This window comes from Arthrobacter antibioticus (genome assembly GCF_030063205.1).
GTDB lineage: Bacteria > Actinomycetota > Actinomycetes > Actinomycetales > Micrococcaceae > Specibacter.
The window spans coordinates 264,833-289,836 of record NZ_JASISQ010000004.1 but is presented as its reverse complement, the minus strand read 5'-3'; the positions used below and the strand labels follow the sequence as shown (position 1 = coordinate 289,836).

24 protein-coding genes are annotated in these 25,004 nt (G+C 57.4%); 21 read left to right on the top strand and 3 right to left on the bottom strand.

Annotated features, from left to right (window positions below; genetic code table 11):
- The first annotated feature begins 153 nt into the window (after positions 1 to 153).
- The 3 genes from rpsO (at position 154) to QMG40_RS11145 (ending at position 4,395) form a co-directional block, all read left to right on the top strand.
- The gene (rpsO, locus tag QMG40_RS11155) at positions 154 to 423 is read left to right on the top strand and encodes a 30S ribosomal protein S15 (protein ID WP_283531121.1); all 270 of its coding nucleotides are present in this window, start codon (positions 154 to 156) and stop codon (positions 421 to 423) included.
- A gap of 360 nt (positions 424 to 783) precedes the next feature.
- Complete coding sequence (locus QMG40_RS11150; RefSeq protein ID WP_283531120.1) at positions 784 to 3,024, top strand: polyribonucleotide nucleotidyltransferase; 2,241 nt, start codon at positions 784 to 786, stop codon at positions 3,022 to 3,024.
- A 3-nt stretch (positions 3,025 to 3,027) separates the two neighbouring features.
- Positions 3,028 to 4,395, top strand: a complete 1,368-nt coding sequence (locus QMG40_RS11145; protein WP_283531119.1) for a M16 family metallopeptidase — start codon at positions 3,028 to 3,030, stop codon at positions 4,393 to 4,395.
- A 73-nt stretch (positions 4,396 to 4,468) separates the two neighbouring features.
- Here the strand turns inward: QMG40_RS11145 and QMG40_RS11140 are convergent, their stop codons facing one another.
- The 3 genes from QMG40_RS11140 to QMG40_RS11130 all read right to left on the bottom strand — a co-directional run bounded on the left by QMG40_RS11140 (position 4,469) and on the right by QMG40_RS11130 (position 6,456).
- A complete protein-coding gene (locus QMG40_RS11140) occupies positions 4,469 to 4,750 on the bottom strand; it encodes a MoaD/ThiS family protein (RefSeq protein ID WP_283531118.1) in 282 nt (93 codons plus the stop codon).
- 2 nt (positions 4,751 to 4,752) lie between these two features.
- Complete coding sequence (moaA, locus tag QMG40_RS11135) at positions 4,753 to 5,868, bottom strand: GTP 3',8-cyclase MoaA (protein WP_459252992.1); 1,116 nt, start codon at positions 5,866 to 5,868, stop codon at positions 4,753 to 4,755.
- An 84-nt stretch (positions 5,869 to 5,952) separates the two neighbouring features.
- The gene (locus tag QMG40_RS11130; RefSeq protein WP_283531117.1) at positions 5,953 to 6,456 is read right to left on the bottom strand and encodes a hypothetical protein; all 504 of its coding nucleotides are present in this window, start codon (positions 6,454 to 6,456) and stop codon (positions 5,953 to 5,955) included.
- Positions 6,457 to 6,597: 141 nt separating this feature from the next.
- Between QMG40_RS11130 and QMG40_RS11125 the strand changes: the two genes are divergently transcribed.
- The 18 genes from QMG40_RS11125 to miaB all read left to right on the top strand — a co-directional run bounded on the left by QMG40_RS11125 (position 6,598) and on the right by miaB (position 24,994).
- Complete coding sequence (locus QMG40_RS11125) at positions 6,598 to 7,941, top strand: molybdopterin molybdotransferase MoeA (protein ID WP_283531116.1); 1,344 nt, start codon at positions 6,598 to 6,600, stop codon at positions 7,939 to 7,941.
- Entirely contained in the window at positions 7,929 to 8,495 is a 567-nt protein-coding gene (gene moaC / locus QMG40_RS11120; protein WP_283531115.1) for a cyclic pyranopterin monophosphate synthase MoaC, read from the top strand. Before QMG40_RS11125 ends, moaC begins: the two co-directional genes overlap by 13 nt.
- A complete protein-coding gene (locus QMG40_RS11115) occupies positions 8,492 to 8,992 on the top strand; it encodes a MogA/MoaB family molybdenum cofactor biosynthesis protein (protein ID WP_283531114.1) in 501 nt (166 codons plus the stop codon). The genes moaC and QMG40_RS11115 overlap by 4 nt, the downstream gene beginning before the upstream one ends.
- Complete coding sequence (locus QMG40_RS11110) at positions 8,982 to 9,449, top strand: molybdenum cofactor biosynthesis protein MoaE (RefSeq protein ID WP_283531113.1); 468 nt, start codon at positions 8,982 to 8,984, stop codon at positions 9,447 to 9,449. The genes QMG40_RS11115 and QMG40_RS11110 overlap by 11 nt, the downstream gene beginning before the upstream one ends.
- On the top strand, positions 9,446 to 10,204 hold the full coding sequence (gene dapB / locus QMG40_RS11105) for a 4-hydroxy-tetrahydrodipicolinate reductase (RefSeq protein WP_283531112.1): 759 nt from the start codon (positions 9,446 to 9,448) through the stop codon (positions 10,202 to 10,204). The genes QMG40_RS11110 and dapB overlap by 4 nt, the downstream gene beginning before the upstream one ends.
- Before the next feature lie 4 nt (positions 10,205 to 10,208).
- On the top strand, positions 10,209 to 10,685 hold the full coding sequence (locus tag QMG40_RS11100; protein ID WP_283531111.1) for a hypothetical protein: 477 nt from the start codon (positions 10,209 to 10,211) through the stop codon (positions 10,683 to 10,685).
- 164 nt (positions 10,686 to 10,849) lie between these two features.
- Positions 10,850 to 11,638: an alpha/beta fold hydrolase gene (locus QMG40_RS11095; protein ID WP_283531110.1), complete on the top strand. Its 789-nt coding sequence runs from the start codon at positions 10,850 to 10,852 to the stop codon at positions 11,636 to 11,638.
- Positions 11,639 to 11,737: 99 nt separating this feature from the next.
- Positions 11,738 to 12,643: a 4-hydroxy-tetrahydrodipicolinate synthase gene (gene dapA / locus QMG40_RS11090; protein WP_283531109.1), complete on the top strand. Its 906-nt coding sequence runs from the start codon at positions 11,738 to 11,740 to the stop codon at positions 12,641 to 12,643.
- A gap of 2 nt (positions 12,644 to 12,645) precedes the next feature.
- Positions 12,646 to 14,337, top strand: a complete 1,692-nt coding sequence (locus QMG40_RS11085; protein ID WP_283531108.1) for a ribonuclease J — start codon at positions 12,646 to 12,648, stop codon at positions 14,335 to 14,337.
- A gap of 89 nt (positions 14,338 to 14,426) precedes the next feature.
- Positions 14,427 to 17,372 carry an FtsK/SpoIIIE family DNA translocase gene (locus QMG40_RS11080; protein WP_283531107.1) on the top strand — a complete coding sequence of 982 codons (2,946 nt, stop codon included), beginning with the start codon at positions 14,427 to 14,429 and terminating at the stop codon, positions 17,370 to 17,372.
- Between the two features lie 76 nt (positions 17,373 to 17,448).
- Complete coding sequence (gene pgsA / locus QMG40_RS11075) at positions 17,449 to 18,105, top strand: CDP-diacylglycerol--glycerol-3-phosphate 3-phosphatidyltransferase (RefSeq protein ID WP_283531106.1); 657 nt, start codon at positions 17,449 to 17,451, stop codon at positions 18,103 to 18,105.
- Positions 18,106 to 18,108: 3 nt separating this feature from the next.
- Positions 18,109 to 18,603, top strand: a complete 495-nt coding sequence (locus QMG40_RS11070) for a CinA family protein (RefSeq protein WP_283531105.1) — start codon at positions 18,109 to 18,111, stop codon at positions 18,601 to 18,603.
- 144 nt (positions 18,604 to 18,747) lie between these two features.
- On the top strand, positions 18,748 to 19,188 hold the full coding sequence (locus QMG40_RS11065) for a helix-turn-helix domain-containing protein (RefSeq protein ID WP_283531104.1): 441 nt from the start codon (positions 18,748 to 18,750) through the stop codon (positions 19,186 to 19,188).
- A 493-nt stretch (positions 19,189 to 19,681) separates the two neighbouring features.
- The gene (locus tag QMG40_RS11060) at positions 19,682 to 19,903 is read left to right on the top strand and encodes a DUF3046 domain-containing protein (RefSeq protein WP_283531103.1); all 222 of its coding nucleotides are present in this window, start codon (positions 19,682 to 19,684) and stop codon (positions 19,901 to 19,903) included.
- Positions 19,904 to 20,266: 363 nt separating this feature from the next.
- On the top strand, positions 20,267 to 21,319 hold the full coding sequence (gene recA, locus QMG40_RS11055) for a recombinase RecA (protein ID WP_283531102.1): 1,053 nt from the start codon (positions 20,267 to 20,269) through the stop codon (positions 21,317 to 21,319).
- A gap of 8 nt (positions 21,320 to 21,327) precedes the next feature.
- Positions 21,328 to 21,855, top strand: coding sequence for a regulatory protein RecX (locus QMG40_RS11050; protein ID WP_283531101.1), 528 nt, complete (start codon positions 21,328 to 21,330; stop codon positions 21,853 to 21,855).
- Between the two features lie 60 nt (positions 21,856 to 21,915).
- Entirely contained in the window at positions 21,916 to 23,241 is a 1,326-nt protein-coding gene (locus QMG40_RS11045) for an aggregation-promoting factor C-terminal-like domain-containing protein (protein ID WP_283531100.1), read from the top strand.
- Positions 23,242 to 23,398: 157 nt separating this feature from the next.
- Positions 23,399 to 24,994 carry a tRNA (N6-isopentenyl adenosine(37)-C2)-methylthiotransferase MiaB gene (miaB, locus tag QMG40_RS11040; protein WP_459252991.1) on the top strand — a complete coding sequence of 532 codons (1,596 nt, stop codon included), beginning with the start codon at positions 23,399 to 23,401 and terminating at the stop codon, positions 24,992 to 24,994.
- Positions 24,995 to 25,004 lie beyond the last annotated feature (10 nt).

Below are 25,004 nucleotides of genomic sequence, written 5' to 3'. Positions count from 1 at the left end.
CTTCCTCACCCACTTCGACATCGACGCTCATTTTGGACTAAACTCAAAAGTGGAATCCGGCTGCAGTCCGTGGTGGCTGGCTTCGCTTCATTCTCAGCAAGAAATTGCTGAGTTGAAGTTCATCATGTTCACGGCACATTCAAGGAGTTACTTGTGGCATTAGACGCCGCTGTAAAGCAAGAAATCATGCAGGCTTTCGCAACCAGCGAAGGCGACACCGGTTCGCCCGAGGTTCAGGTAGCGATGCTCACACGACGCATCTCAGACCTGACCGAGCACCTGAAGATGCACAAGCACGATCACCACACCCGCCGTGGGCTCATGCTCCTGGTTGGTCGCCGTCGTCGCCTGCTTGGGTACCTCAAGGACACCGACATCGCCCGCTACCGTACGCTCATCGAGCGCCTCGGTCTGCGCCGCTAGTCTGTGACTAAGGCGGCCTTCCTACTGCCGGGATGTAATGTCCTTAGGTGTTGGAAGGCCGCCTTTCCCAGTGTAAGAAACAGATAAAGCACAAAAAAATTGTGCAGGCCGCCTAGTGCAGCCAGCACGTACCCCTGCATTACAAGGGCGCAACCGACGCATTCACGCACTCGTGGTCCTCGGTAGTGGCCTCCGGGAAGAAGCGATTCACGCTTCACGCCCGTGGGCCTCGATCGAAGACCGGGTGTTGTACAGAAAGCCACAGCATGATCCGGTGGCACGCCTGGGAAGAATGCGCGGTGCCGCTCCTTGGCGGGGGTTCATTATGAACATCTACCAAGAAATGGAGGTGACTCTCTTATGGAGGGTCCCGAGATTCAGTATTCAGAGGCTGTCATTGACAATGGCCGCTACGGCAAGCGAGTTATCCGCTTTGAGACCGGACGTCTTGCTCAGCAAGCCGCCGGCGCAGCCATGGTCTACATTGACGAAGACACCGTCCTGCTTTCAGCCACAACGGCTGGCAAGCACCCGCGTGAGGGCTTTGACTTCTTCCCGCTGACAGTTGATGTGGAAGAGCGTATGTACGCCGCCGGCCGCATCCCGGGCAGCTTCTTCCGCCGCGAAGGCCGTCCCTCAACCGAGGCCATTCTGGCCTGCCGCTTGATGGACCGCCCGTTGCGTCCGGCATTCGTCAAGGGCCTGCGCAATGAAGTTCAGGTCGTTGTCACAGTGCTGGCAATCAACCCCGACGTTTTGTACGACGTGGTAGCTATCAACGCTTCTTCCATGTCAACTCAGCTTTCCGGATTGCCGTTTGCCGGCCCGATCGGTGGCGTACGCGTTGCCTTGGTTGACGATGGACAGGGGCCACAGTGGGTAGCTTTCCCGAAGCACTCCGAGCTGGAAAACGCCGTGTTCAACATGGTTGTGGCCGGTAAGGTTGCCGGCGATGACGTCGCCATCATGATGGTGGAAGCTGAAGCAACCGAGAACTCCTGGAACCTCATCAAGGAACAGGGCCACCAGGCCCCCACCGAAGAGATCGTTTCCCAGGGTCTTGAAGCTGCCAAGCCGTTCATCAAGGCGCTTTGTGAAGCTCAGGCAGATCTGGCCGCACGCGCAGCCAAGCCCACCGTTGAGTTCCCGGTGTTCCTGGACTTCCAGGATGATGTTTACAACGCCGTTGAAAAGGCATCCGCAAGCAAGCTGGCCACCGTGTTCACCATCGCTGACAAGCAGGAGCGCGAAAACGCCTCTGACGCTTTGAAGGATGAAACCGTTGCCGCATTGGCTACCGAGTTTGCCGGCCGTGAGAAGGAGCTTTCAGCTGCTTTCCGTGCCGTGACCAAGCACGTCATTCGCCAGCGTATCCTCACCGAGCAGGTTCGCATCGACGGCCGCGGGCTGACGGACATCCGCCAGCTCACCGCTGAAGTTGAGGTTCTGCCCCGTGTTCACGGTTCAGCAATCTTCGAACGCGGCGAGACCCAGATCCTGGGTGTCACCACACTGAACATGTTGAAGATGGAACAGCAGATTGACTCGCTGTCCCCGGTAACGCGCAAGCGCTACATGCACAACTACAACTTCCCGCCGTACTCAACCGGTGAAACCGGCCGCGTGGGCTCGCCCAAGCGCCGCGAGATCGGACACGGCGCCTTGGCCGAGCGGGCCATCATGCCTGTTCTGCCCTCGCGTGAAGAATTCCCGTACGCCATCCGCCAGGTCTCAGAAGCACTGAGCTCCAACGGTTCCACGTCCATGGGCTCGGTGTGTGCATCAACGCTCTCACTGTTGAACGCGGGCGTGCCGTTGAAGGCTGCTGTTGCAGGTATTGCCATGGGCTTGGTTTCCGACCAGGTTGACGGTCAGACCCGCTACGCGGCACTGACCGATATTCTTGGTGCCGAAGACGCATTCGGCGACATGGACTTCAAGGTTGCAGGTACTTCCGAGTTTGTTACGGCTATCCAGCTGGACACCAAGCTCGACGGTATCCCGGCCTCAGTCTTGGCCGCCGCACTAAAGCAGGCTCGCGAAGCTCGTTTGCACATCCTCAGCGTCCTCACCAGTGCCATTGACGTACCGGATGAGCTCTCCGAGTTCGCGCCCCGCGTCATCGCGGTTAAGATCCCCGTTGATAAGATCGGCGAGGTCATTGGGCCGAAGGGCAAGATGATCAACCAGATCCAGGAAGACACCGGCGCAGACATCTCCATTGAAGACGACGGCACGGTTTACATCGGTGCAACGAACGGACCGTCAGCTGACGCCGCTCGTTCAGCGATTAACGCCATCGCCAATCCTCAGGTTCCTGAGATCGGCGAGCGTTACCTGGGCACAGTTGTTAAGACCACTACGTTTGGTGCGTTCATTTCGCTCACACCGGGCAAAGATGGTCTGCTGCACATCTCCGAACTACGTAAGCTGGCCAATGGCAAGCGCGTGGATAACGTTGATGACGTAGTTTCCGTGGGCCAGAAGATCCAGGTTGAAATCACCAAGATCGATGACCGTGGCAAGCTCTCACTCTCACCGGTAGTTGCCGAAGATGAGAACGCAGCCGATGAAGCAGTAGCCGAAAGCGCTGCGCAGTAATTCATGGCGATTACCCTTTTGCCGCTAGTAAGCGCTGCCGAGACACTCACGAGTGAGAGTTCCACAGTCATCTCCGGCGAGGCCGGTGGTGCAGTAGTGCGCCGCTCGGTTTTGCCCGGGGGAGTGCGGGTCCTTACGGAGTCCATGCCCGGACAGCGCAGTGCGACAATCGGGTTTTGGGTTGGTGTTGGCTCTCGGGATGAATCCGAGGGCCAACACGGCTCAACCCATTTCCTTGAACACTTGTTGTTCAAGGGAACTAAACGCCGCACGGCGTTGGAAATTGCTTCCGCCTTTGACGAGGTGGGAGGGGAATCCAACGCAGCTACGGCCAAAGAAAGCACATGCTACTACGCACGTGTGCTTGACACTGACCTGCCCATGGCCATTGACGTGATTGCGGATATGGTCACCTCAGCCGTGATTGATCCGGCCGAGCTGGAGCAGGAACGCGACGTCATTTTGGAGGAAATCGCTATGGATAGCGATGACCCCACAGACGTTGCGCACGAAAATTTTGTTGCAGCCGTGCTTGGTGAACACGCGTTGGGACGTCCCATTGGCGGCACGCCCGAAGCCATTATGGCTGTTGGCCGGGAGTCAGTATGGGCGCACTACCAAAAGCATTACAGGCCGGAAACGCTTGTTATCACCGCTGCCGGCGGACTTGACCATGAGGCGGTGTGTGAGCAGGTGTTGCAGGCTCTGCGCACGGCTGGTTGGTCACTGGATGACGGGGTTGCTCCCGCTGACAGACGCTCCAGCGAGCCTGCCGATGTTAGCGGAATGACCGGTTTGCACGTGATTAAACGCCAGGTTGAACAGGCCAACATCATTCTTGGCTGCCCGTCACTGCGTGCCACGGATCCCAGACGCTATGTCATGAGCGTGCTGAACTCCATCCTTGGTGGTGGCATGTCCTCACGTTTATTCCAGGAGATCCGCGAAAAGCGCGGACTGGTTTATTCCACCTATTCCTTTGCTTCTGCCTATGCGGATACCGGGTACTTCGGCATGTATGCAGGTTGTGCGCCAAGCAAAGTTGGTCAAGTTATAGGTTTGCTTGAAACCGAATTGGAGAAATTGGCCGAACACGGAGTCAGCGAGTCAGAGCTGGCGAAGGCGCTGGGGCAACTTGCCGGCGGAATCGTGCTGGGTCTTGAGGACAGCGGCTCTCGCATGTCACGACTTGGCCGGGCTGAGCTGGTCACCGGGAAGTTCCTTGACATTGATGAGTCTCTAGATCGGATCCGCAAGGTCACGGCTGTCCAGATTCAGGAGCTGGCTCAAGAACTAGCCGCCTCCCCACGCACTATCACTGTGGTTGGCCCGTTTGAAGAAACTGAGACGTTCGGGGTGTGCGCGCGGTAAGTCAGAAATGCTGCGCCACCATGCCGGTGGCGCAGCATTTCTGACTTACCGTGCGCAGGAGTAGAGGCGGGCGCTAGCCTCCGGCGAAGGGTGGCAGCACGTCAACCACGTCTCCAGGTGAGAGCACCCTTGTCAGGTCCCTGGTAGAGACCTCGTTGAGCAGGAAGCTACAGCGGGTCAGAACCTCCGCCAACGGGGGAGCGTGACTTGAGGCTGACACCGGAAAAGTGTTCACGAGCAGCTGCGATAAGTCAGCTAAGGTAAACGGTGGCCTCGCGGCCAAGGCTTGCAGGTCCACGCGTTGTTCTTCAACACCCGTCGCGGCTGCAGCGGCGGCAAAAAAGCGTACTCGCATACTCATCCTCCAATGGCGCTCATGCTGCGGTCAGGCTGCACGAAGTCGGCATCACCCAAACCGGGATGGCCCATTCCGTGCGCCCGAGGTTTGGCCCACATGGCGTCCTGCCAGCGGGAGATCACGGCGTCGTCGTCGGCCGTTGTTGTTCCTGCACGCAGCAGGTCAAGGAGGTCTACCTCGGTCCGGGAGAACAAACAACTCATGACTTTTCCTTCGGCCGTGATGCGGGTTCGCCGGCAGTCCGTGCAGAACGGTTCGGTCACCGAGGCGATGATGCCCACTGTGCCCAATAGCTGTGAGGAGCCGGTATGACGAACCTCAAAGCGTTCAGCGGGAGCGCCGTCGCGTGCCCGAGGATCCGGGGTCAGCTCAAAGTCACTGCTCAATAGTGCACGCATCTCGGCGGCAGTGATCATACCCTCACGGGTCCAGCCGTGGTCGGCATCCAACGGCATTTGTTCAATGAAGCGCAGCTCATATCCCCGGTCCAAGCTCCACTGGAGCAACTCGGCGGCATGAGCATCATTAATGTCACGCAATAAAACCGCGTTGATCTTAATGGGTGTTAGACCAGCGGCATCCGCGGCTTCAATCCCGGCAAGCACTTGGTCTAGGAAAGGCCTACGTGTCAGCTGGAGAAATGCGTCGTGGTGCAAAGTGTCCATGGAAACGTTCAGGCGCGTCAGCCCAGCGTCGGCCAGGGCCTGTGCTTTCTTCGCCAAGCCCACACCATTGGTTGTCAGTGAGATGGGTAGTTCCGGGTGATTGATGCGAATCCCAGCAATGATTTCAACCAAGTCGCCACGCACAAGCGGCTCCCCGCCCGTGAGCCGTAATTCGCGCACACCTAAGTTGTTAACGCCCAAGCCCACCAGCCGCACTATCTCGGGCGCGGTCAGCAACTTATCCTTCTTCAACCATTCCAAACCGCCCTCAGGCATGCAGTAATGGCACCGTAAATTGCACTTGTCGGTCAGTGACAAGCGCATATCGCTTGCAACTCGACCGAACTGGTCCACCAGAGATGTTCCCGTCCCGCCGGGGCGTGGCGCACTGGACTCCGGTGATCCAGGTGGCATCTCCGGCATGCCCAGCCCTACACGTTTGGTCTCCATGCCTCAACGCTACGCCATTATCAGGTTCCCGGCGTGCCGCTGGAGGAATCCGCTGGTGGAATCCGCTGGAGGCAGACAGCGCAACTATCCTAAAACGTTTTGGACGAATGCCTTTGAAACCTCTATATTGCGCAGCAAACGTTTCTTGCGGCGTCCCTCCGGCAGAGCTGTCGCGCCCGATAGTTCACTGGCAGTCCAGGGCAAAATATCACGACTCCCACCGGCTGCCCGCCACCACCTGTACCATCGGGGTCCCAGAAATGGCGGCCACCACACGATCGAGAGCATCAGCACCGCCATAGGGAACCAAAACAGGACACTCCAAACGAACTGCCGTGCCCCTTCCCAGCCCAACGCCTCGAACACCAGGGAAGGCATCACAGTGACGATTGTGATGCCTGCGAGCAACAGCGAGAACGGGAAGTAGGTGGTAGGCCTGCGCCATTTACGAGTGGTGATCGGTGGAGCCACGCACCAGGACCGCCAGTCGCCGCGGAGGGCTAAATATGCGGGGGTTATGAGTGCGGCAACCACTACTGCCATCAGTGGGATGCCCACCAGAATTGCTCTGTCAAACAGCCAGCTCATGGACGGTGGAATAACGATCGTTCCTTTCGTTGATCCGCTAATTTGTACCGTAACAAAAGAAGCAGCGGTGCCGCCTGCTGAGGGATGGTTCGCCTACGCTTAGTGAAGTGCGCGCCGCCCGGTGCCCATTGGAAGGAAGCCATGCGCAGAGCAGTTCTTGAACATCTTGAGGCAGTTGAACAGCTATTGCGGCGAAGCTGGGCTGGGGGCATTGTTGCTGAAGCTGGTGTCGGTGCCGGCGTTACCTTGAAAATGGGCGACGGCGGTACGCCCCTCCCACTGCAGAGTGCCTTGGGCCGGGTGCTGGCCAACGATCTGGTGGCGCCGCTGGACCTGCCTCCTTTTGCAAACTCACAGATGGACGGGTATGCAATTTATCTAGAAGCAGAACAACCTGAAAACATTGATTTGGATAAATCAACCGTTTACGGTGTAGCTGAAACCATTGCTGCAGGAGCCGTCCCGCAGCGACTGGCAGCTGGCCAGGCAGCTCCCATCATGACCGGTGCCATGATGCCCCTTGGCGCCAACGCCGTAGTTCCCATTGAGCTTGCCCTGCCCGCACACTTTGGTGCGCCCGGGGAGAATGTTGAGCTGCCTGCAACCACAGTTGGAAAATTTGTTCGTGCTCAAGGAAGCGACGTGCAACGGGGCTCTGTGGTGATTGCTGGAGGAACGCTTATCAACGCAGCCCACGTGGGTCTTGCGGCTGCTCTTGGATGCACTGAGCTGGCAGTGCGGGCTAAACCTCGTGTGCTGCTACTAACAACAGGTGATGAGGTCCTGGCCCCCGGAGATTCCATGGCAGGCGCGGGCCTGCCACCGGGGATGATCTTTGACGCTAACGAGTCATTGCTCAGAGCCAGCCTGACTCAAGCCGGCGTAGAAGTGGTCCGTTCGCACGTGGTGAGGGATGACCCGGAGGCGCTGTTGAGACTGTTGGATAGCTATGTCGGTGAAGACCAGCTGCTCAACGGTGCTTCCGGCCCCTGCTGTGATTTGATCATCTCGGTCGGTGGCATCAGCGCAGGTGCCTTTGAAGTTATCCGGCAGGCGCTGGGTGAGCCTAGCTCCGAGGCTGCCGTAGACTTTGTCTCCGTCGCATTGCAGCCCGGAGGACCACAAGCGCTGGGAACCTACAGAGGCATTCCGTTCATCGGTTTTCCAGGTAACCCCGTGAGCGCCTTTGTATCCTTTGAAATGTTCCTGCGCCCCGCTCTTGGTATGTTGCTTGGCGCTCCAGCGCCGCGTCAACGAGTGGTAGCTACCCTGGAACACCCAATCATCTCGCCTGTGGGTAAACAGCAGGTCCGCCGTGGTATTTACTCCGGTCCAGAATTTGAATCGGCGCCCTCAGTGCGAGAAATAGGTGGGGAATCTTCTCACCTATTGGGAGCCCTGGCGCAGGCGAACGCGCTGATCAGCATCCCAGCGGGTGTCACGGAATTGCAGGCTGGTGCAAAGGTGGAAGTATGGCTGTTGTGACTATCCCCGAGACTCCCGCATTAACCCATCTGCGCCGCGACGGAACTGCCGCCATGGTGGACGTTTCTGCGAAGGCAACTACCACCCGAGAAGCCACCGCGACGGGAACGGTGTCCACCAGCGCCGAAGTGATGCGGTTACTGGGTGAGGGAGGGCTGCCCAAGGGCGACGCCCTGGCCGTAGCCCGTGTTGCCGGCATCATGGGGGCTAAAAAAACCTCCGAGCTCATACCGTTATGCCACCCCCTGCCAATCTCAAAGGTCACAGTTGACTTTGATCTTGGCCAAAGCGCTGTCACAGTGTTAGCCACTGTAAAAACCCGCGGTGTGACAGGCGTTGAGATGGAAGCACTGACAGCTGTCTCGGTGGCTGCACTGAGCGTGTACGACATGATCAAGGCAGTCGATAAACACGCAGTGATCTCAGGGATCAAGGTGCTGGCAAAAAGTGGGGGCAAGAGCGGGGACTGGGTCAGTGAATCGTCCACCCACCCAGCAGAAACTGACGTAGTCCTGGATTCGCAAACCTCGCGCACCACGGACGGCACAGCATGAGTGCCTGTGAACCCGGAACCTCATTGGGTAGCGCCGGGGTCATCATTGCCTCCACGCGGGCAGCTCTGGGCGTGTACGAGGATACAACAGGACCCATCATCATCAACTGGCTTCGCGAACACGGATTCGACGCCATGGAATCCTTGGTTGTTCCTGATGGAGCGCCCGTGGGTTCGGCCCTGCGCGCAGTTCTGCTGAAACAACCCGCCGTCGTCATCACCAGTGGCGGGACCGGATTAAGTCCCGATGACCAAACTCCGGAGATGACGCTGCCATTGATTGACAGGGAAATCCCGGGGCTGATGGAAGCGATGCGGGCAGCCGGTTTGGCAAAAACACCTATGGCTGCGCTGAGCCGCGGGCATGCGGGTCTAGCCGGAAACACCCTGATAGTGAATTTGCCCGGTTCTCCCTCTGGAGTCATGGACGGTCTGGCGGTTTTGGATCCCGTCATCAAGCATCTTTGCGATCAAGTGGCGGGTCACCATGGCCACTAACATCGAAGTCATTTATGCACGTTTGAGTGCAGAGCCCATCTCTGTTGACGCCGCGATCGCGGCAGTGGAATCCGAAACTGCCGGTGCCGTCGTCACATTCAGTGGGGTAGTGCGCAACCACGACGGCGGAAAACAAGTTGCGCGTTTGGCCTACAGTGCGCACCCACTAGCCACGGGTGTACTCAACGGTGTTGTGGACTCGCTGCGCGATAGTTCACAGGACCCGGATGGGCACCCTGTGCGAATCTGGGTTGCGCACCGGGTGGGGCCGCTGGAAATTGGTGAACCGGCCCTTGTCTGTGCCGTAGCATCCTCCCACCGGGCAGAGGCGTTTGAGTTGTGTTCGGAGCTGGTGGAACGGATCAAGGCAGAAGTACCCATTTGGAAGGAGCAATTCTTCACTGATGGCAGCGTTGAATGGGTGGGCTCCGGAAAGCCAGTAGGCTTAAACCCATGAGTGAAATGCTGAAGGTTGCCGTGCTCGGTGCCAAGGGACGAATGGGAACTGCCGCCGTTGCGGCAATCAAGGCGGCACCGGACATGGAGCTGGTGGCGTCGCTGGGGCGACATGACTCATTGGAGCTGCTCGTTGACAATGGTGCCGACGTTGTTGTTGACCTCAGCGTTCCCGACTCAACCGAGGCGAACGTTCACTTTGCTCTCCAACACGGCATCCATGCGGTGGTTGGCGCCACCGGTTGGGATGCTGCGCGGCTAAAAACCCTTGAAAAAATGCTCTCTGGGCACCCGCAGACTGGCGTGCTGATTGCCCCGAACTTTGCTTTTGGATCGGTTTTGGCAACGCGCTTCGCCGCCCAAGCTGCACGGTACTTTGACTCCGTTGAAATTATTGAACTCCACCACCCCCGCAAAGTTGATGCCCCCTCTGGTACGGCGTTGCGCACGGCTGGGCTTGTTGCAGCAGCCCGTAAAGCGGCAGGAATTCCCGAAGCCCCAGATGCCACTCAAACGGAAATGGACGGTGCCCGCGGTGCCAGTGTTGAGGGTATCCCCGTGCACAGCATCAGACTCGCAGGTTTGGTGGCCCATCAGGAAGTTCTCTTTGGCAGCCAGGGCGAGGCACTAACCATTCGCCATGACTCCTTCAACCACGAATCGTTTATGCCGGGCGTTCTGCTCGGAGTTCGAACGGTGAGCAGCCGGCCCGGCCTAACCGTGGGTCTTGACGGCTACATGGATCTGGAAGGTTAGGATCATGGCAAATACTGCTGTGTCGAAGATGAAAATTACTAAGACCAAAATCTGGGTAGCGCTCATCTGCCTTTTGCTGGTTTTTTACATGGTCGTCATGATGCAACGAGCCGTCCTGCTCATTGGTGACTCGGACTGGATCGCCAAACTGTTGGGAGTGTCCTACTTTGTCATCCCGCTAGTTGCGGGGTGGGCGCTGATCAGCGAAGTCAGGTTTGGGGCAAAAACCGAACAGATGGCGAAAATTCTTGAGGCTGAAGGTGGCCTGCCCGAGGACAATTTGCCACGAACTCCGGGCGGCCGGATAGTGCGCGGTGCGGCAGATGAAGAGTTTGAAAAATACAAACTCGAGGCGGAAGCTGAGCCCGAAGACTGGCGTTCCTGGTTCAGGCTTTCCTGCGCTTACGACGCGGCGGGGGACCGCAAACGCGCCCGCAAAGCCATGCGTGACGCGATTGCACTGTTTCGCCCAAAGCGCTAAACCCCATACAGCAAACCCCGAACTGTGGAGACGCACAGCTGCCGAAGCGATCTCTAGTCGCCACCAGCACAGTCAAGATCAGCACAGTCGCCACCAGCACAGTCACCACCAGTAAAGTCAAGACCAGCACAGTCACCACCAGCACAGGAGAGGGGCAGGCAGAGATGGCAGTCACACAGAACCCGCACGACGGCGTCGAACTTTCCTATGACGAGGTTGGGCAGGGCGAGCCGCTCCTGCTGGTCCATGGCAGCGCCCTGAGCAGGGCCATTTGGCGTGGATTTGGCTACACCAAGGAGTTTCAAAAACAATTCCGGGTCATCGCCATGGACCTGCGAGGGCACGGCCGTAGCGGCAAGCCGGACTCTGCGGGTGACTACACCATGGACACTTTGGTGGCCGATGTGCTGGCCGTCCTTGACGCTGTCCAGGCCCCGCAAGCCCATTTTGGCGGGTATTCAGTGGGGGGACGCATGGGGCTCTCGCTGGCAGTCCAGGCCCCGGAAAGGCTGCTTTCGCTAACTACTCTTGGCGGCACGTACCGCATCCAGCCGGGGAACATTGGCGATCTTTTCTTCCCCGGGTACGACGACGCCCTCAGCTCAGGCGGTATGCCCGCCTTTGTGCAGGGTTGGGAGGAACATCTGGGACGCGCCTTAGACGCCGCGACCCGGGCTGCTTTCCTTGCTAACGACGCAGCGGCGATGCGCGCCTACTTTGCCCAGACGGAGAGGGATTTGCCCATCCCGGAGAGTCGGTTGGCCGGCATTGCCACACCCACGCTCTTGATGGCTGGCAGTGCTGACACAGGCCGTTTAAAAGACTCAAAGAGTGCCTGCGAGCTTATGGCCAATGCCCGGTTCGTGGAGCTTCCCGGGCGCAACCACGGCACAACGCTGGGTCCTGCCGGTCCCGTACTTGAACAGTGGTTGCCGTTCCTGGATTCACTCTGAGGGTGCCAAACTGAACAAAGGAGACAAAATCACCCGCCCACAACCAGAGTTGTGGGCTGCGTTGCGCTAAATCGTGAACTTACAGGTAACGTTTTAGGTATGTCTGTCTCTGAGCGCTCCCTACGTCCCTTCGGTACCTTGTTGCCCGCCATGGTTACCCCTTTTACTGCCGCTGGAGCAGTGGACTACCAAGTGGCCGGAGAGTTGGCGAGCAAACTTGTTGACGACGGCTGTGATGGCATAGTGGTCACGGGCACTACCGGTGAAACCTCCACCCTCACTGATGAAGAAAACCTGGGTATGTTTCAGGCTGTCATCGATGCAGTGGGTGGCCGTGCCCGGGTCATCGCCGGCACCGGAACTAATGACACCCGCCACTCGATCGAACTCTCACGCCGTGCTGCCAAGCTGGACATCGATGGGTTGCTGCTTGTGACCCCGTATTACAACAAGCCCAGCCAAGCCGGCATTCAGGCTCACTTTGAAGCCATCGCTGATTCCACCGAGCTTCCAGTCATGATTTATGACATCCCTGGACGTTCCGGGGTGCCTATCACCACCGAGACGATCATCCGGCTGGCCGCGCACCCTCGCATCACTGCGCTGAAGGACGCCAAGGCAGATTTCACCGCGACAAGCCGGGTCCTGGCGAACACCGATCTCGATGTTTACTCGGGCGACGACGGACTGACGCTGCCGCTGATGGCTGCTGGCGCCGTCGGACTTGTCAGTGTCAGCGCCCATGTTGCTCCCCGCAAGTTCCGTGCCCTGATTGACGCCGCCACGGCTGGAGACTTTGCCACGGCCCGCCGTATTCACTTTGAACTTGATGCAGTTATTAGGGCAACCATGGGCCACGTGCAAGGGGCTGTCGCCGTCAAACAAATTCTCAAGTGGCAAGGACTCCTGCCCAACTCCATTGTCCGGCTGCCCCTGGTGGAGCCGGACGAAGCGGAGATCGCCTTGATCAAGGCTGACCTTGCCGAAGCTGGAATGGAAGTCTAGGCATGAGCCAAATGACCGAGCTCGGGCTGCGAACACCACCCACACTGGACAAGGGAACTTTGCGCATAGTTCCGTTGGGCGGCATTGGTGAGATTGGCCGCAACATGACAGTCTTTGAAATGGGCGGCAAGCTGCTCATAGTTGATTGCGGCGTGCTGTTCCCTGAAGAGGACCAGCCCGGTGTGGACGTGATCCTACCCGACTTTTCCTACATCAAGGACCGTTTAGAGGACATTGTTGGAGTAGTACTTACGCATGGTCACGAGGACCACATCGGCGCGGTCCCGTACCTTTTGCGTCTGCGTCAAGACATCCCCCTGATCGGCTCGCAACTGACACTGGCATTCATCGAAGCCAAGCTAATTGAGCATCGCATCAAGCCGTGGACGTTGACTGTCAAAGAGGAGCAAGTCGAACAGCTGGGCCCATTCGCGTGTGAGTTCATTGCCGTAAATCACTCGATCCCTGACGCGCTAGCTGTGTTCATTCGTACTGACGGTGGCACTGTGCTGCACACGGGCGACTTCAAGATGGACCAGCTGCCCCTTGATGGGCGCATTACTGACCTGCGCCACTTCGCCCGGCTGGGGGAGGAGGGGGTTGATTTGTTCCTCGTTGACTCAACCAACGCCGATGTGCCCGGTTTCACCACCAGTGAGGCAGAGATTGGGCCCACGCTCGAGGGACTGTTCGGCAAAGCCGACAAACGCATCATTGTCGCTAGCTTCTCTTCCCATGTCCATCGCGTGCAGCAAGTGCTCAACGCTGCAGTATTGCACGATCGCAAAGTTGCCTTCGTGGGGCGTTCAATGGTCAGAAACATGGCCATTGCCGCCAAGCTGGGCTATTTGCACGTGCCGGCAGATGTTCTTGTTGACCTGAAAAACGTAGATAAGCTTCCAGATAATAAAGTTGTTTTGATGTCAACAGGTTCCCAGGGTGAGCCCATGGCCGCACTGTCACGCATGGCCAACGGAGATCATAAAATCATAGTGGGCAAGGGCGATACAGTCATTTTGGCCTCGTCACTGATCCCAGGCAATGAAAACGCTGTGTTCCGGATTATTAACGGTCTGCTCAAGCTTGGCGCCGACGTCATCCACAAGGGCACTGCCAAGGTTCATGTGTCAGGTCATGCCGCTGCGGGGGAGCTGTTGTATTGCTACAACATCCTGACGCCCAAGAACGTCATGCCAGTGCATGGGGAAACCAGGCACCTCATCGCCAACGCCAATATCGCTATCTCATCCGGTGTCCCGGCAGAAAACGTGCTGCTCACCGACGACGGCTCTGTTATCGATCTAAAAGACGGCGTGGCCAAGATTGTGGGCCAGGTGGAATGTGGTTTTGTTTACGTTGACGGTCACAGCGTTGGCGAGATCACCGATGCCGATCTCAAAGACAGGCGCGTACTTGGTGATGAGGGATTTATTTCCATCATCACTGTGGTTAATCGGGCCACCGGGAAGATCGTCTCTGGTCCAGATATTCATGCTCGCGGTGTTGCCGAAGATGAATCCGTTTTTGATGAGATCAAACCCAAAATTGCGGCAGCTCTTGAAGAAGCTGTTATGGCTTCAACCGATCACACAACCCACCAGCTCCAGCAGGTTGTACGCCGGGTGATTGGCACCTGGGTCAATCGTAAGCTGCGTCGACGCCCAATGATCATCCCGGTGGTGCTGGAGGCTTAGCCGCTCCGGATGGTGTGTGTGCCTGCCACCACGTGTTCTTTGCTGGCCAAATCCGCAGGATCCCGCGCTGCGGGCGGTACCGTTGGACTATGGCGACTCGTTCTTCCCCCGCCCGTTCGTCCGCCGGTCAGCAGGGTGGCGCTTCACCGCGCACCGCAAAGACCACAAAGACGCCGGTAACACGCAGCAAACCTCCCGTTCCTGAGCCGGAGGTGCGTTTGGTGTGGCCAGTGCGCATGGTGGTGGGCTTGTGGCAGGGCACGGGCCACTTGATTGGAGGCGCCATCCGCCGCATGGGAACCGACAAAAGCGCCATGCCCGCCCACGAACGTCGTGACGGTTCGGGACTGCTGTTCATTTTACTTGCCATCATTATTGCCACTTTTGAGTGGTGGGGACTTTCCGGAAACGTTGCCGACGCAGTGCAGGGTGTTGTGCAGGGCAGCTTTGGCTGGTTCGCCGTGCTGCTGCCACCAATGTTCCTTATTTTTTCTGTCTTAGTTTTTAGGCAGCCAACCGACATGTCCACGAATAATCGGGTGGCGCTAGGCTTTTGTATCCTGACACTGGCTGGCTGCGCCTTGGCGCATGTTGCCGCGGGCAACCCCAACATTGCTGATGGTTTTGCTGGTGTCAGTGCGGCCGGTGGCATGGTGGGTGCACTCAGTGGAGGCCTCGTGGCCAAATTGGGTTCCGTTACCGCAGTAGTGTTCTTCTCCGTTGTTGCCTTCGCCAGTGTGCTGGTATTAACCAACACACCGGTGCGCCACATTCCGGCACGTTTGCGCGGTGCCTACGAGAAACTCATGGGTAGCGCACCGGAGTCGGATTATGACGTGGACGGGACTGGCCACGATCAAAGTTACTTGTACCAGGACAACCACGACGGCGCCAACCCGCCGAAGAAGCCGCGAGGACTGCGGGCCCGACAGAAGGCTGCCCGTGAGGCTGAGAATGATGATGTTCTGGGTATTGAAGCATTCGATACCCCTCTCATAGACGCGGACGAGGATGAAAACCAGGCCCCGGCGTCGGCCAATGCCTCACTGCGGCCAGGGGTGCGCCGGCCAACCAGAGATGAGTTGGCAGCGGATAAGATCAAGGCCAGGCAGGGACTTCCCACCACCAGCGAAGTTTTTGACGGCCAGCAGAACACGGAGCCCGTAACCGAAGCGATCGGTATTGTTGCCGCAAACGCGGCCAGGGATGCTGCAGGCAACCCTGCAGCTAACGCAGACGGCGTTGGCTCAGTGGTAGATCGCACCATTGCGGCCCCGCCAAGAACGGCCCCAAGTCCCATCCCGGCCCGCTCGGAACAACTCCAACTTTCCGGAGACGTCACCTACACGCTGCCGGGTTCTGAACTTTTGCCGGCAGGGCCCCCAGGGAAGGACGCCACCGCAGCCAATGACACAGTGGTGGCGGCACTGACAGATACAATGCAACAATTCAACGTTGATGCCAAGGTCACAGGATTTAGCCGCGGGCCCACAGTTACCCGGTATGAAATTGAATTATCTCCGGGCACAAAAGTTGAGCGTGTCACTGCGTTGAGCAAGAACATTTCCTATGCCGTGGCGTCATCGGATGTACGAATCCTGAGCCCCATCCCGGGAAAGAGCGCCATTGGCATCGAGATCCCTAACGCCGACAAGGAAATTGTGGTGCTAGGGGACGTGCTTCGTTCGGCTAACGCCAGGCGGACCGAACATCCAATGGTTATGGGGGTGGGCAAGGACGTTGAAGGCGGCTTTGTCGTGGCAAACCTAGCCAAGATGCCGCACCTTCTTGTTGCCGGTGCAACCGGTGCTGGTAAGTCATCGTTTGTGAACTCCATGATTGTTTCCATCCTGATGCGGGCCACCCCAGATGAGGTGCGGATGGTGATGGTTGACCCCAAGCGTGTTGAATTGACGGCCTATGAAGGCGTCCCGCACCTGATCACCCCCATCATTACCAACCCTAAAAAAGCCGCCGAAGCCTTGCAGTGGGTAGTACGTGAGATGGATACCCGCTACGACGACCTGGCGAATTTTGGTTTCAAGCACATTGACGAGTTCAACAAGGCAGTGAAAGCCGGCAGCGTTCATCCGCCGGTTGATTCAAAACGCGTTATTAAGCCATACCCGTACCTCTTGGTGATAGTCGATGAGCTCGCGGATTTGATGATGGTTGCTCCGCGCGATGTGGAAGATTCCATTGTTCGCATCACCCAGCTTGCACGTGCCGCCGGTATCCACCTGGTTCTTGCCACACAGCGTCCCTCAGTGGACGTTGTGACAGGTTTGATCAAAGCCAACGTACCTTCGCGGATGGCATTTGCCACCTCATCCGTCACTGACTCTCGAGTTGTCCTTGATCAGCCCGGTGCAGAGAAACTTCTAGGCCAAGGTGACGCCCTGTTCCTTCCTATGGGCAAATCCAAGCCTGTCCGTGTGCAGGGTGCATGGGTCACAGAAGCTGAAATCAAGAGCGTCGTTGACCATGTCAAGGGTCAGCTGAAAGCCACTTATCGCGATGATGTTGCTACCGAGGCGCCCAAGAAAATCATCGAAGATGACATCGGTGATGACATGGACGTGCTGCTGCAGGCAACTGAACTGGTGGTGACTACACAGTTCGGCTCAACATCGATGCTGCAGCGAAAGCTGCGTGTTGGGTTCGCCAAGGCCGGCCGGCTCATGGACTTGTTGGAGTCCCGCGGGGTAGTGGGTCCCTCTGAGGGATCCAAGGCACGCGATGTACTCGTCAAGCCGGATGATCTTGCCGAAACCCTCGCCGCCATTCGCGGTGACGGAGCCACCCCGGCAGTCTCAGGCAGCGATCCTTCGTCCGAAGGATCAGGCGCCCCTGGCGTTGACCCCAAGATTGCCGCACTTGCCGATAACGCCAATGCCAACCATGGTTGGGGAGGCGATCTTGTTGCGGATGACCTGGCCAACCGGACCCAAGTGGTTGACTACAACGATGGCGCAGATGTAACAGGTGACGATGAAGAGGGTGGCGAGGACGCATGGTCATTGACAGGACATTAGCGTTTGTCAGGACATTAAAGTTGGCCAGACGATGCAAAAATCGTCCTGCCGTCCTATTTGCCGATAGCCTTGCACAGTGAGTGAAACGGTGGCGCCACGCCCTTCGAACTGGAACCTACCCAACGCGTTGACGCTTTTGCGCATCGTGTTGGTGCCATTTTTCATCTGGGCCTTCGTGGCGGACGGGGGTGCCTACGGGCAACTGCGGTGGTTGGCGGCAGCGTTGTTTGTGGTTGCTATTTACACAGACAAGCTCGACGGCGATATCGCCCGGGCGCGTGGACTTGTCACAAACTTCGGGAAGATTGCGGATCCTATTGCCGACAAACTTCTCATTGGTTCCGCGCTTGTCATGCTTTCAGTTGTAGGGGAGCTGTGGTGGTGGGTCACCATTGTGATGCTTGTTCGCGAGCTGGGCATTACCCTACTGCGCTTCGTGGTGATCCGTTACGGGGTGATGGCGGCGTCAAAGGGCGGCAAGCTCAAAACCGTCATGCAAACTTTGGCGATCTTCGTTTACCTCCTGCCTGTGACTCCGGCACATTCCTGGCTCTCAATTCTTGCTTTGGTTCTCATGCTGGCGGCCCTTGCCGTCACAGTGGTCACAGGAGTGGATTACGTGTTGAAAGCGTGGCAGCTGCGTAGGTCTGGTCGCATTAGTGCCGGGCTTGAGAGTGCAGGGCCTGACAGTGCGGAGCGCGCAAGCACCAATGACTACAAAGAGCAGGGGTAGCGGATGTTGACTGAGACGGGTTTGGCTGCGCTGATCGCTTCAGCTGTGGCGGCAGATATCACTGTTGCTACCGCGGAGTCGCTTACTGGGGGGATGGTGGCGGCAACTCTCATTCAGGTTCCGGGTGCTTCAGGGATGTTTCAAGGCGGTGTCATTGCTTACCAGAACGTGCTCAAGGAACGTTTGCTGGGAGTTTCCTGCGAATTATTGGAAAGCCGGGGGGCAGTGGACGCCGAGGTTGCCTGCGCCATGGCGTTGGGAGCCTGTGCAGCAGCTAGTTCCCGAGTGGGCATCTCAACCACTGGTGTTGCCGGTCCGGAACCGCATCAGGGCAAGGAAGTTGGCCATGTTTATATAGGTGTCGCCCTCGACGGCGAGGCACAATCCTATGAGTATCATTTTGGTGGTGACAGGGAAATGATCCGTTTACAAGCCACCCAGGAAGCCATTTCACTGCTTGAACAAGTCATTAAAGCTGCCGGGGAACAAAAGTTGTGACTAGATAGTTAGTCATAGTGAACGCAAAATGGTTCCTTCCCCTTTAGGATAGGAACACGAAGCGTCTCTAAGTACCGTCCGGTAACTTTCGGAAGGTGCTATTCAATGAAGTGTGTTAACTGATCTAGGAGTAAGGCGATACCGATGGTGAAACAACCCGTATCCGTAAACGGCGTAGTGCGCTGGCGGGATGTGGGTTTGACAGACGAAAAACCGCATCAGCAGAAGGAGCGCAAAATGGTGGTATTACGCCACGAGATTGGTGATGTTCTTCGAGATGTGCGTCAACGTCAAGGCCGCACCCTCCGCGAAGTTTCGCACAATGCACGTGTCTCACTGGGTTATCTAAGTGAAGTGGAGCGCGGACAAAAAGAAGCCTCCTCAGAACTGTTGGCCTCAATTTGTTCCGCACTTGAAGTGCCTCTCTCGCTTATGCTTCGCGAAGTAAGCGATCGTTTGGCCATCGCCGAAGGCGTGGCTGTCCCGGACACTGTTCCCCAAGAATTCGCTGCCCGCTATGGCAGGGACTTGAATGAGGAACTCTCCGATGAACTAAGCAAGGGCTTAATGTCCAACGCTTTCTGATCCCGGCTGGCCTGTGACCAAGGACAACCCCCAAAACTAGACTGGACCTTATCCTTCGGGAGAGGTCCAGTTTTTTCGTCTATGAGGTTTGTGCTGAGGCTGTTCCTCTGTCCGTCCGGGTCAAGGAATCATGGCCACTATCAGGGACGGCTGCCAGTACGGACCCAGCGACATCGATGCAGCACCTCGAGAAACCCGATGTGGCGTGCCGCTTATCTATAACTGTGCAGGTTTTGTGAACGTCGGGAGGATAAAAGCGGCGTCTGTTTTCTCGCTCAAAACCGCAACAGCACTGAGCTCAATGAGTTGGGCACCTCCATCCTCCGCGTCCATTGAGCATAATTTCTTCCAATGCTGCAAGGTGTCCCACGATCTCAGCTGCCTGCGGAAGGGTGCCAGGAGATATCGGGGGGACATTCGAGGTCTCGAAAACAACTGACTATGGATTTTATCAACGCGATTATCAAGACGACGGGCATGCGAGAATGGTGGAGTGCGAGTAAGTGAATTTTGGCGATTGATGGATGACGAATTTAGCCCCTCCTATTCCCGGGTACTGGCCCGAGACCTGGTGCTCAGTGGTGTGGGCGGGAATACCGCAAGTGAGGCCCTTCGTGCTGGCTTTGAGCCTAAAGAGATATGGCTTGAGGTCTGCAAAACTCAGGATGTCCCGCAAGAGCGGTGGTTGGGCCGGGACATTGCCCCCAAGAACTAAGGGGAGCAAGGGTCAGACTGTGCAGCGTGCAGCATGCAGTTCCGACACGCCGTGCAGATAGACTGAAATGTTCGAATATCTATTCGATCGAAAGTACAATATACAGTGTGCTGTGCTGTGTGAACCATAAAGTTCTCCACAATTTCGCAGTTGAGGTTCGGTAGCCACAGACAATGTCAGACCCTTGAACTAGCGTTTTAGGTAGAAGTAGAAATTGCAGGCCCGTGTAGTTAGCGGGAGCCGGAAAATCGGTGAAGAACATTAGCGTGCATCAGCAATGCATCAAACCACTAACCGTGCGTTGCGCCACTAGCGCAGCGGCACAGGGCCGGAAACGGCGCAAAAGAAAGACCGAGGTGAATCATGGCCGCTCCCGCAGACCGTGAAAAAGCGCTGGCAGCAGCACTGGCTCAGATTGACAAGCAATATGGCAAAGGCTCAATCATGCGCTTGGGTGACGATATCCGCGCGCCCATTGAGGTGATCCCTACCGGGTCGATCGCTTTGGATGTGGCGCTGGGGATTGGCGGACTGCCACGTGGGCGTGTTGTAGAAATCTACGGACCAGAGTCCTCTGGTAAAACCACGCTGGCTCTGCACGCAGTGGCTAGTGCACAGAAGCTTGGAGGCATTGCTGCCTTCATTGATGCCGAACACGCGCTCGATCCCGACTACGCCGGAAAGCTGGGCGTGGATGTTGATGCATTGCTGGTTTCTCAGCCTGACACCGGTGAGCAGGCGCTGGAGATCATGGACATGCTGATCGGGTCAGGCTCGCTGGATGTCATTGTCATTGACTCCGTTGCGGCTCTGGTGCCCCGTGCCGAAATCGAAGGCGACATGGGCGATAGCCATGTGGGTCTCCAAGCCCGACTGATGAGCCAGGCGTTACGTAAGATCACCGGACGTCTGAGCCAAACCAAAACCACTGCGATCTTCATTAACCAGCTGCGTGAAAAAATTGGTGTCTTCTTTGGTAGCCCAGAAACCACAACAGGTGGAAAAGCGCTGAAGTTCTATGCGTCAATCCGCATCGACGTTCGCCGGATCCAAACTTTGAAGGAAGGTGCGGATGCCGTCGGTAACCGCACCAAAGCCAAAGTTGTCAAAAACAAGATGGCTCCACCGTTCAAGATCGCCGAGTTCGACATCATCTATGGTGTGGGCATCTCGCGTGAAGGCGGAATCATTGACATGGGTGTTGAGCACGGAATTATCCGCAAATCCGGTTCCTGGTACACCTACGACGGTGACCAGTTGGGGCAGGGCATGGAAAACTCCAGGCGTTTCTTGAAGGATAATCCCGAGCTTGCAGATGAGCTTGAACGGCTCATCAAGGCAAAATTGGGTGTAGGTGTCCTGACCGAAAGTGAACCCGAAGCTGAACCGAAACTCAAAACAGTCGAGGGCTTCTAGGCGCGTCCATGAGCAACGCACGACCGGAACGCAAACTGGACCCGGGTGCCAACCCGGCATCCGCGGCCAGAGCCATAGTTCTGCGCCAATTAACTCATTCGGCCAAGAGCAGGTTCCAGCTCAGCCAAAAACTCGCCGAACGGGATATCCCGGAGGATGTGGCCGAAGCCGTGCTTGATCGATTTGTGGCTGTAAAACTGATCGACGACAGTGAATTTGCCCAGATGTGGGTACGCAGCAGATCTATGCACAAGTCGTTGGCTCGGGGTGCCTTGCAACGAGAACTGGCGGAGAAGGGCATTGACCCTGAACTGGCGTTGGAGGCGCTGGAGCAGATTGATGATGACACAGAGCGGGGCCAGGGCAAAGAACTTATCCGTCGTAGAGTCCGTGGCTCAATGGCACTGGCCGACCGGGAAGAACGCGATAAGTACACCCGCCGCTGGGTGGCCATGTTGGCAAGGAAGGGTTACAACCCTTCCTTGGCTTTCCAACTAGTCGGCGAAGTCATTGACGAGCACCTGGAGGAGAGCTAACGGTGGCCAGAGAATGCAATGTCAACGGCCGCTTCCTGGAAGCGGCTATGCTAACCACATATGAGTAACCGCCTGCCTAAACTTCATCGATTGTTTGCCGTCCCCATTGCGGTCGGTTTTTTTCTCGTCGGCACTATGACAGCAGTCCCAGCCCAGGCTGAGGATGCACCCCCTGCGGGCTTCCCCAGTTGGGCTGATGTACAGCAGGCGAAAGGCGACGCCGCAGCAACAGCCAATGAAGTTTCTAAAGTATCTTTAATACTTGACTCTCTGGACCAAAAGTCCGGGGAGTTGGGCGATGCAGCTGTCCAAGCCGGGGCGGATTTTGCTCTCACCCAAGGCAAGCTCGATGCGGCCACGGCTGAGGTGTCTCTACTGAACGCGCAGACTGCTCGTGCAGCCGAACAAGCCTCTAAGTTCAAAAAAGAAGCTGTTGCTGTTGCAGTGCAAAGCTACAAAAGCGGTGGGGCCGGCCTGGGCTTGTTTGCCACAATCTCAGTTTTGGAGTCCCCTGACAGCCTCAACGGTGCCGACATGCTCCATCAAGTAGGTGAACGCGCAGCCATCAAACAAGCGCGGGCCAATGCAGCCCTGGCAACCGCCGCCTCTTTAGAGAAGACTCGCAAAAGCGCAGAGTTGGCACAACAACGACTCACCTCCGCGGCTTTAGGCGCTAGGGACTCCGCCGTTGCTGCACAGAAAGCAGTAACCGAACAACTCGAGAGTAAAAAAGCCCAGAGCGGCACGCTTGTGGCGCAATTGGCCTCGCTAAACAACACCTCCGTGGCCAAGGAGCAAGAATTCCGGCAGGGGCAAGTGGCTCTGGCAGCCTACAATCAGGCGCAAGCTGCCAAACGCCAGGCTGCCGCAGAGGAAGCCGCCCGCCGTGCCGAGACTCAAAAGCAGCACCCCCCACCCCGCAACCCGGCACCCCACAATCCTGCCCCAAATCCACTTCCAGGAAATCCGGTACCCAACCCCGGCCCGGTTGCACCACCACCGCCCGCCGATCCAAATCCAAACGGCGGCTTCATCCCGGTTGAGGTGCTGCTTCCGAACATCCCTGGCGGGGCAGTTAACAACCCTGCCGGTGCGCAAGCGTATGCTGCTGCCCAGCTGGGTGGATATGGGTGGGCGCAGGACCAGTTCCAGTGCTTAGCCCAATTGTGGGAACGCGAATCCAATTGGCGAACCAATGCAACCAACCCATATAGCGGGGCTTATGGCATCGCCCAAGCTTTGCCACCGGGGAAATACGGCACAGCAGGTGCCGACTGGCTGACGAACTACCGCACCCAGGTCAACTGGGGCTTGGGCTACATCAAAAACCGCTATGGTTCACCCTGTGGTGCTTGGGGCCATTCGCAGTCCGTGGGCTGGTACTGACTCACTGGAGCCGCGGGCCTGTTAGACACGCCCTGTTAGACACGCCCTGTTAGACACGCCCTGTTAGACACGCCCAGGCGCTGGCTCAAGCGCACTGGGTAGCTCCAATACGCTCCCGGTTTAGCGGATACGTCCCCGAAGGTCTTAAGCTTGGGTGGTGAGCCTGATCCAAGACAGCGTTGATTCGTCCGCAAGCCCAACCAGAACCAGCAACACAGCCATCCTGCAAACAAACCCCCGCACGTACCAAGTGCGGACCTATGGTTGCCAGATGAACGTCCATGACTCCGAAAGGATGGCTGGATTGCTGGAGACAGCGGGCATGGTGGCCGTTGAGGAAGCCGGCCCCGCCCGGGTTCTTGATGCCAACGGTGACGCCGTTCCTGACGTGGTTGTCTTTAACACGTGCGCTGTGCGTGAGAATGCGGACAACAAGCTCTATGGCAACCTGGGCATGCTGGCCCACATCAAGGAACTCAACCCCGGTATGCAGATCGCCGTTGGTGGTTGCTTGGCGCAAAAGGACCGCGACACGATCCAAAAGCGTGCACCATGGGTTGACGTTGTCTTTGGAACTCACAACGTCGGTGCACTGCCTGTGCTGCTGGAGCGTGCCAGGCACAACGCCGACGCGCAAATGGAGATTCTCGAGTCATTGGAAGTGTTCCCATCGACACTTCCCACCCGCCGCGACGCTGTGTACTCAGGATGGGTCAGTATCTCAGTGGGCTGCAACAACACGTGTACGTTCTGCATTGTGCCCTCACTGCGAGGTAAAGAAAGGGACAGGCGTCCCGGCGAAATCCTTGCCGAAATCCAGGCTTTGGTGGACGACGGCGCCATCGAGGTGACGCTGTTGGGTCAGAACGTGAACTCCTATGGTGTCGAGTTTGGTGACCGGCTTGCTTTTGGTAAATTGTTGCGGGCCTGCGGCGGGATCAAGGGCCTTGAACGCGTCCGCTTCACAAGCCCACACCCCGCAGCTTTTACTGACGATGTCATTGCCGCCATGGCAGAGACACCCAACGTCATGCCCCAGCTACACATGCCACTGCAATCGGGCTCGGATAAGGTGCTCAAGGACATGCGTCGGTCCTACCGGTCAAGTAAATTCTTGGGAATACTTGACAAAGTTCGTGAGCAAATACCACATGCCGCTATCTCAACTGACATCATCGTGGGATTTCCTGGCGAAAGTGAAGAAGATTTTCAGGCCACTCTTGACGTTGTTGAAAAGGCACGTTTTGCTACTGCCTTCACCTACCAGTACTCCAAACGTCCTGGGACGCCGGCCGCGGATTTACCCGACCAACTGCCCAAAGAAGTAGTGCAGGAACGATTCTTGCGCCTTACAGCCCTGCAGGACAGAATTTCCATGGAGGAAAACGCCAAGCAGGTGGGCCGCGAAGTTGAGGTTATGGTCACTGCAGGATCAGGGCGCAAGGCCGCACAGACAAATAGACTCTCCGGCCGAACCCACGATCAACGGCTGGTGCATTTCAGTGTCCCCGACGGTGGAGAAACTCCGCGCCCCGGTGATCTTGTCACCGTCACGATCACATCTGCCGCTGCGTTCCACCTGGTAGCTGACCCAGCGAATGCAACTGCCTACGGATTGCGCCGCTCCCGAGCCGGTGACGCCTGGGATCTTGCGCAAGCGGATTCCTGCGGGGTACCCTCAGCGACAGGCTCTGATGGGACGCGTCCCAAGGTCAGTTTGGGTATGCCGTCCCTGCCGCTGCGCACTGCGTGAATAGGAAAGT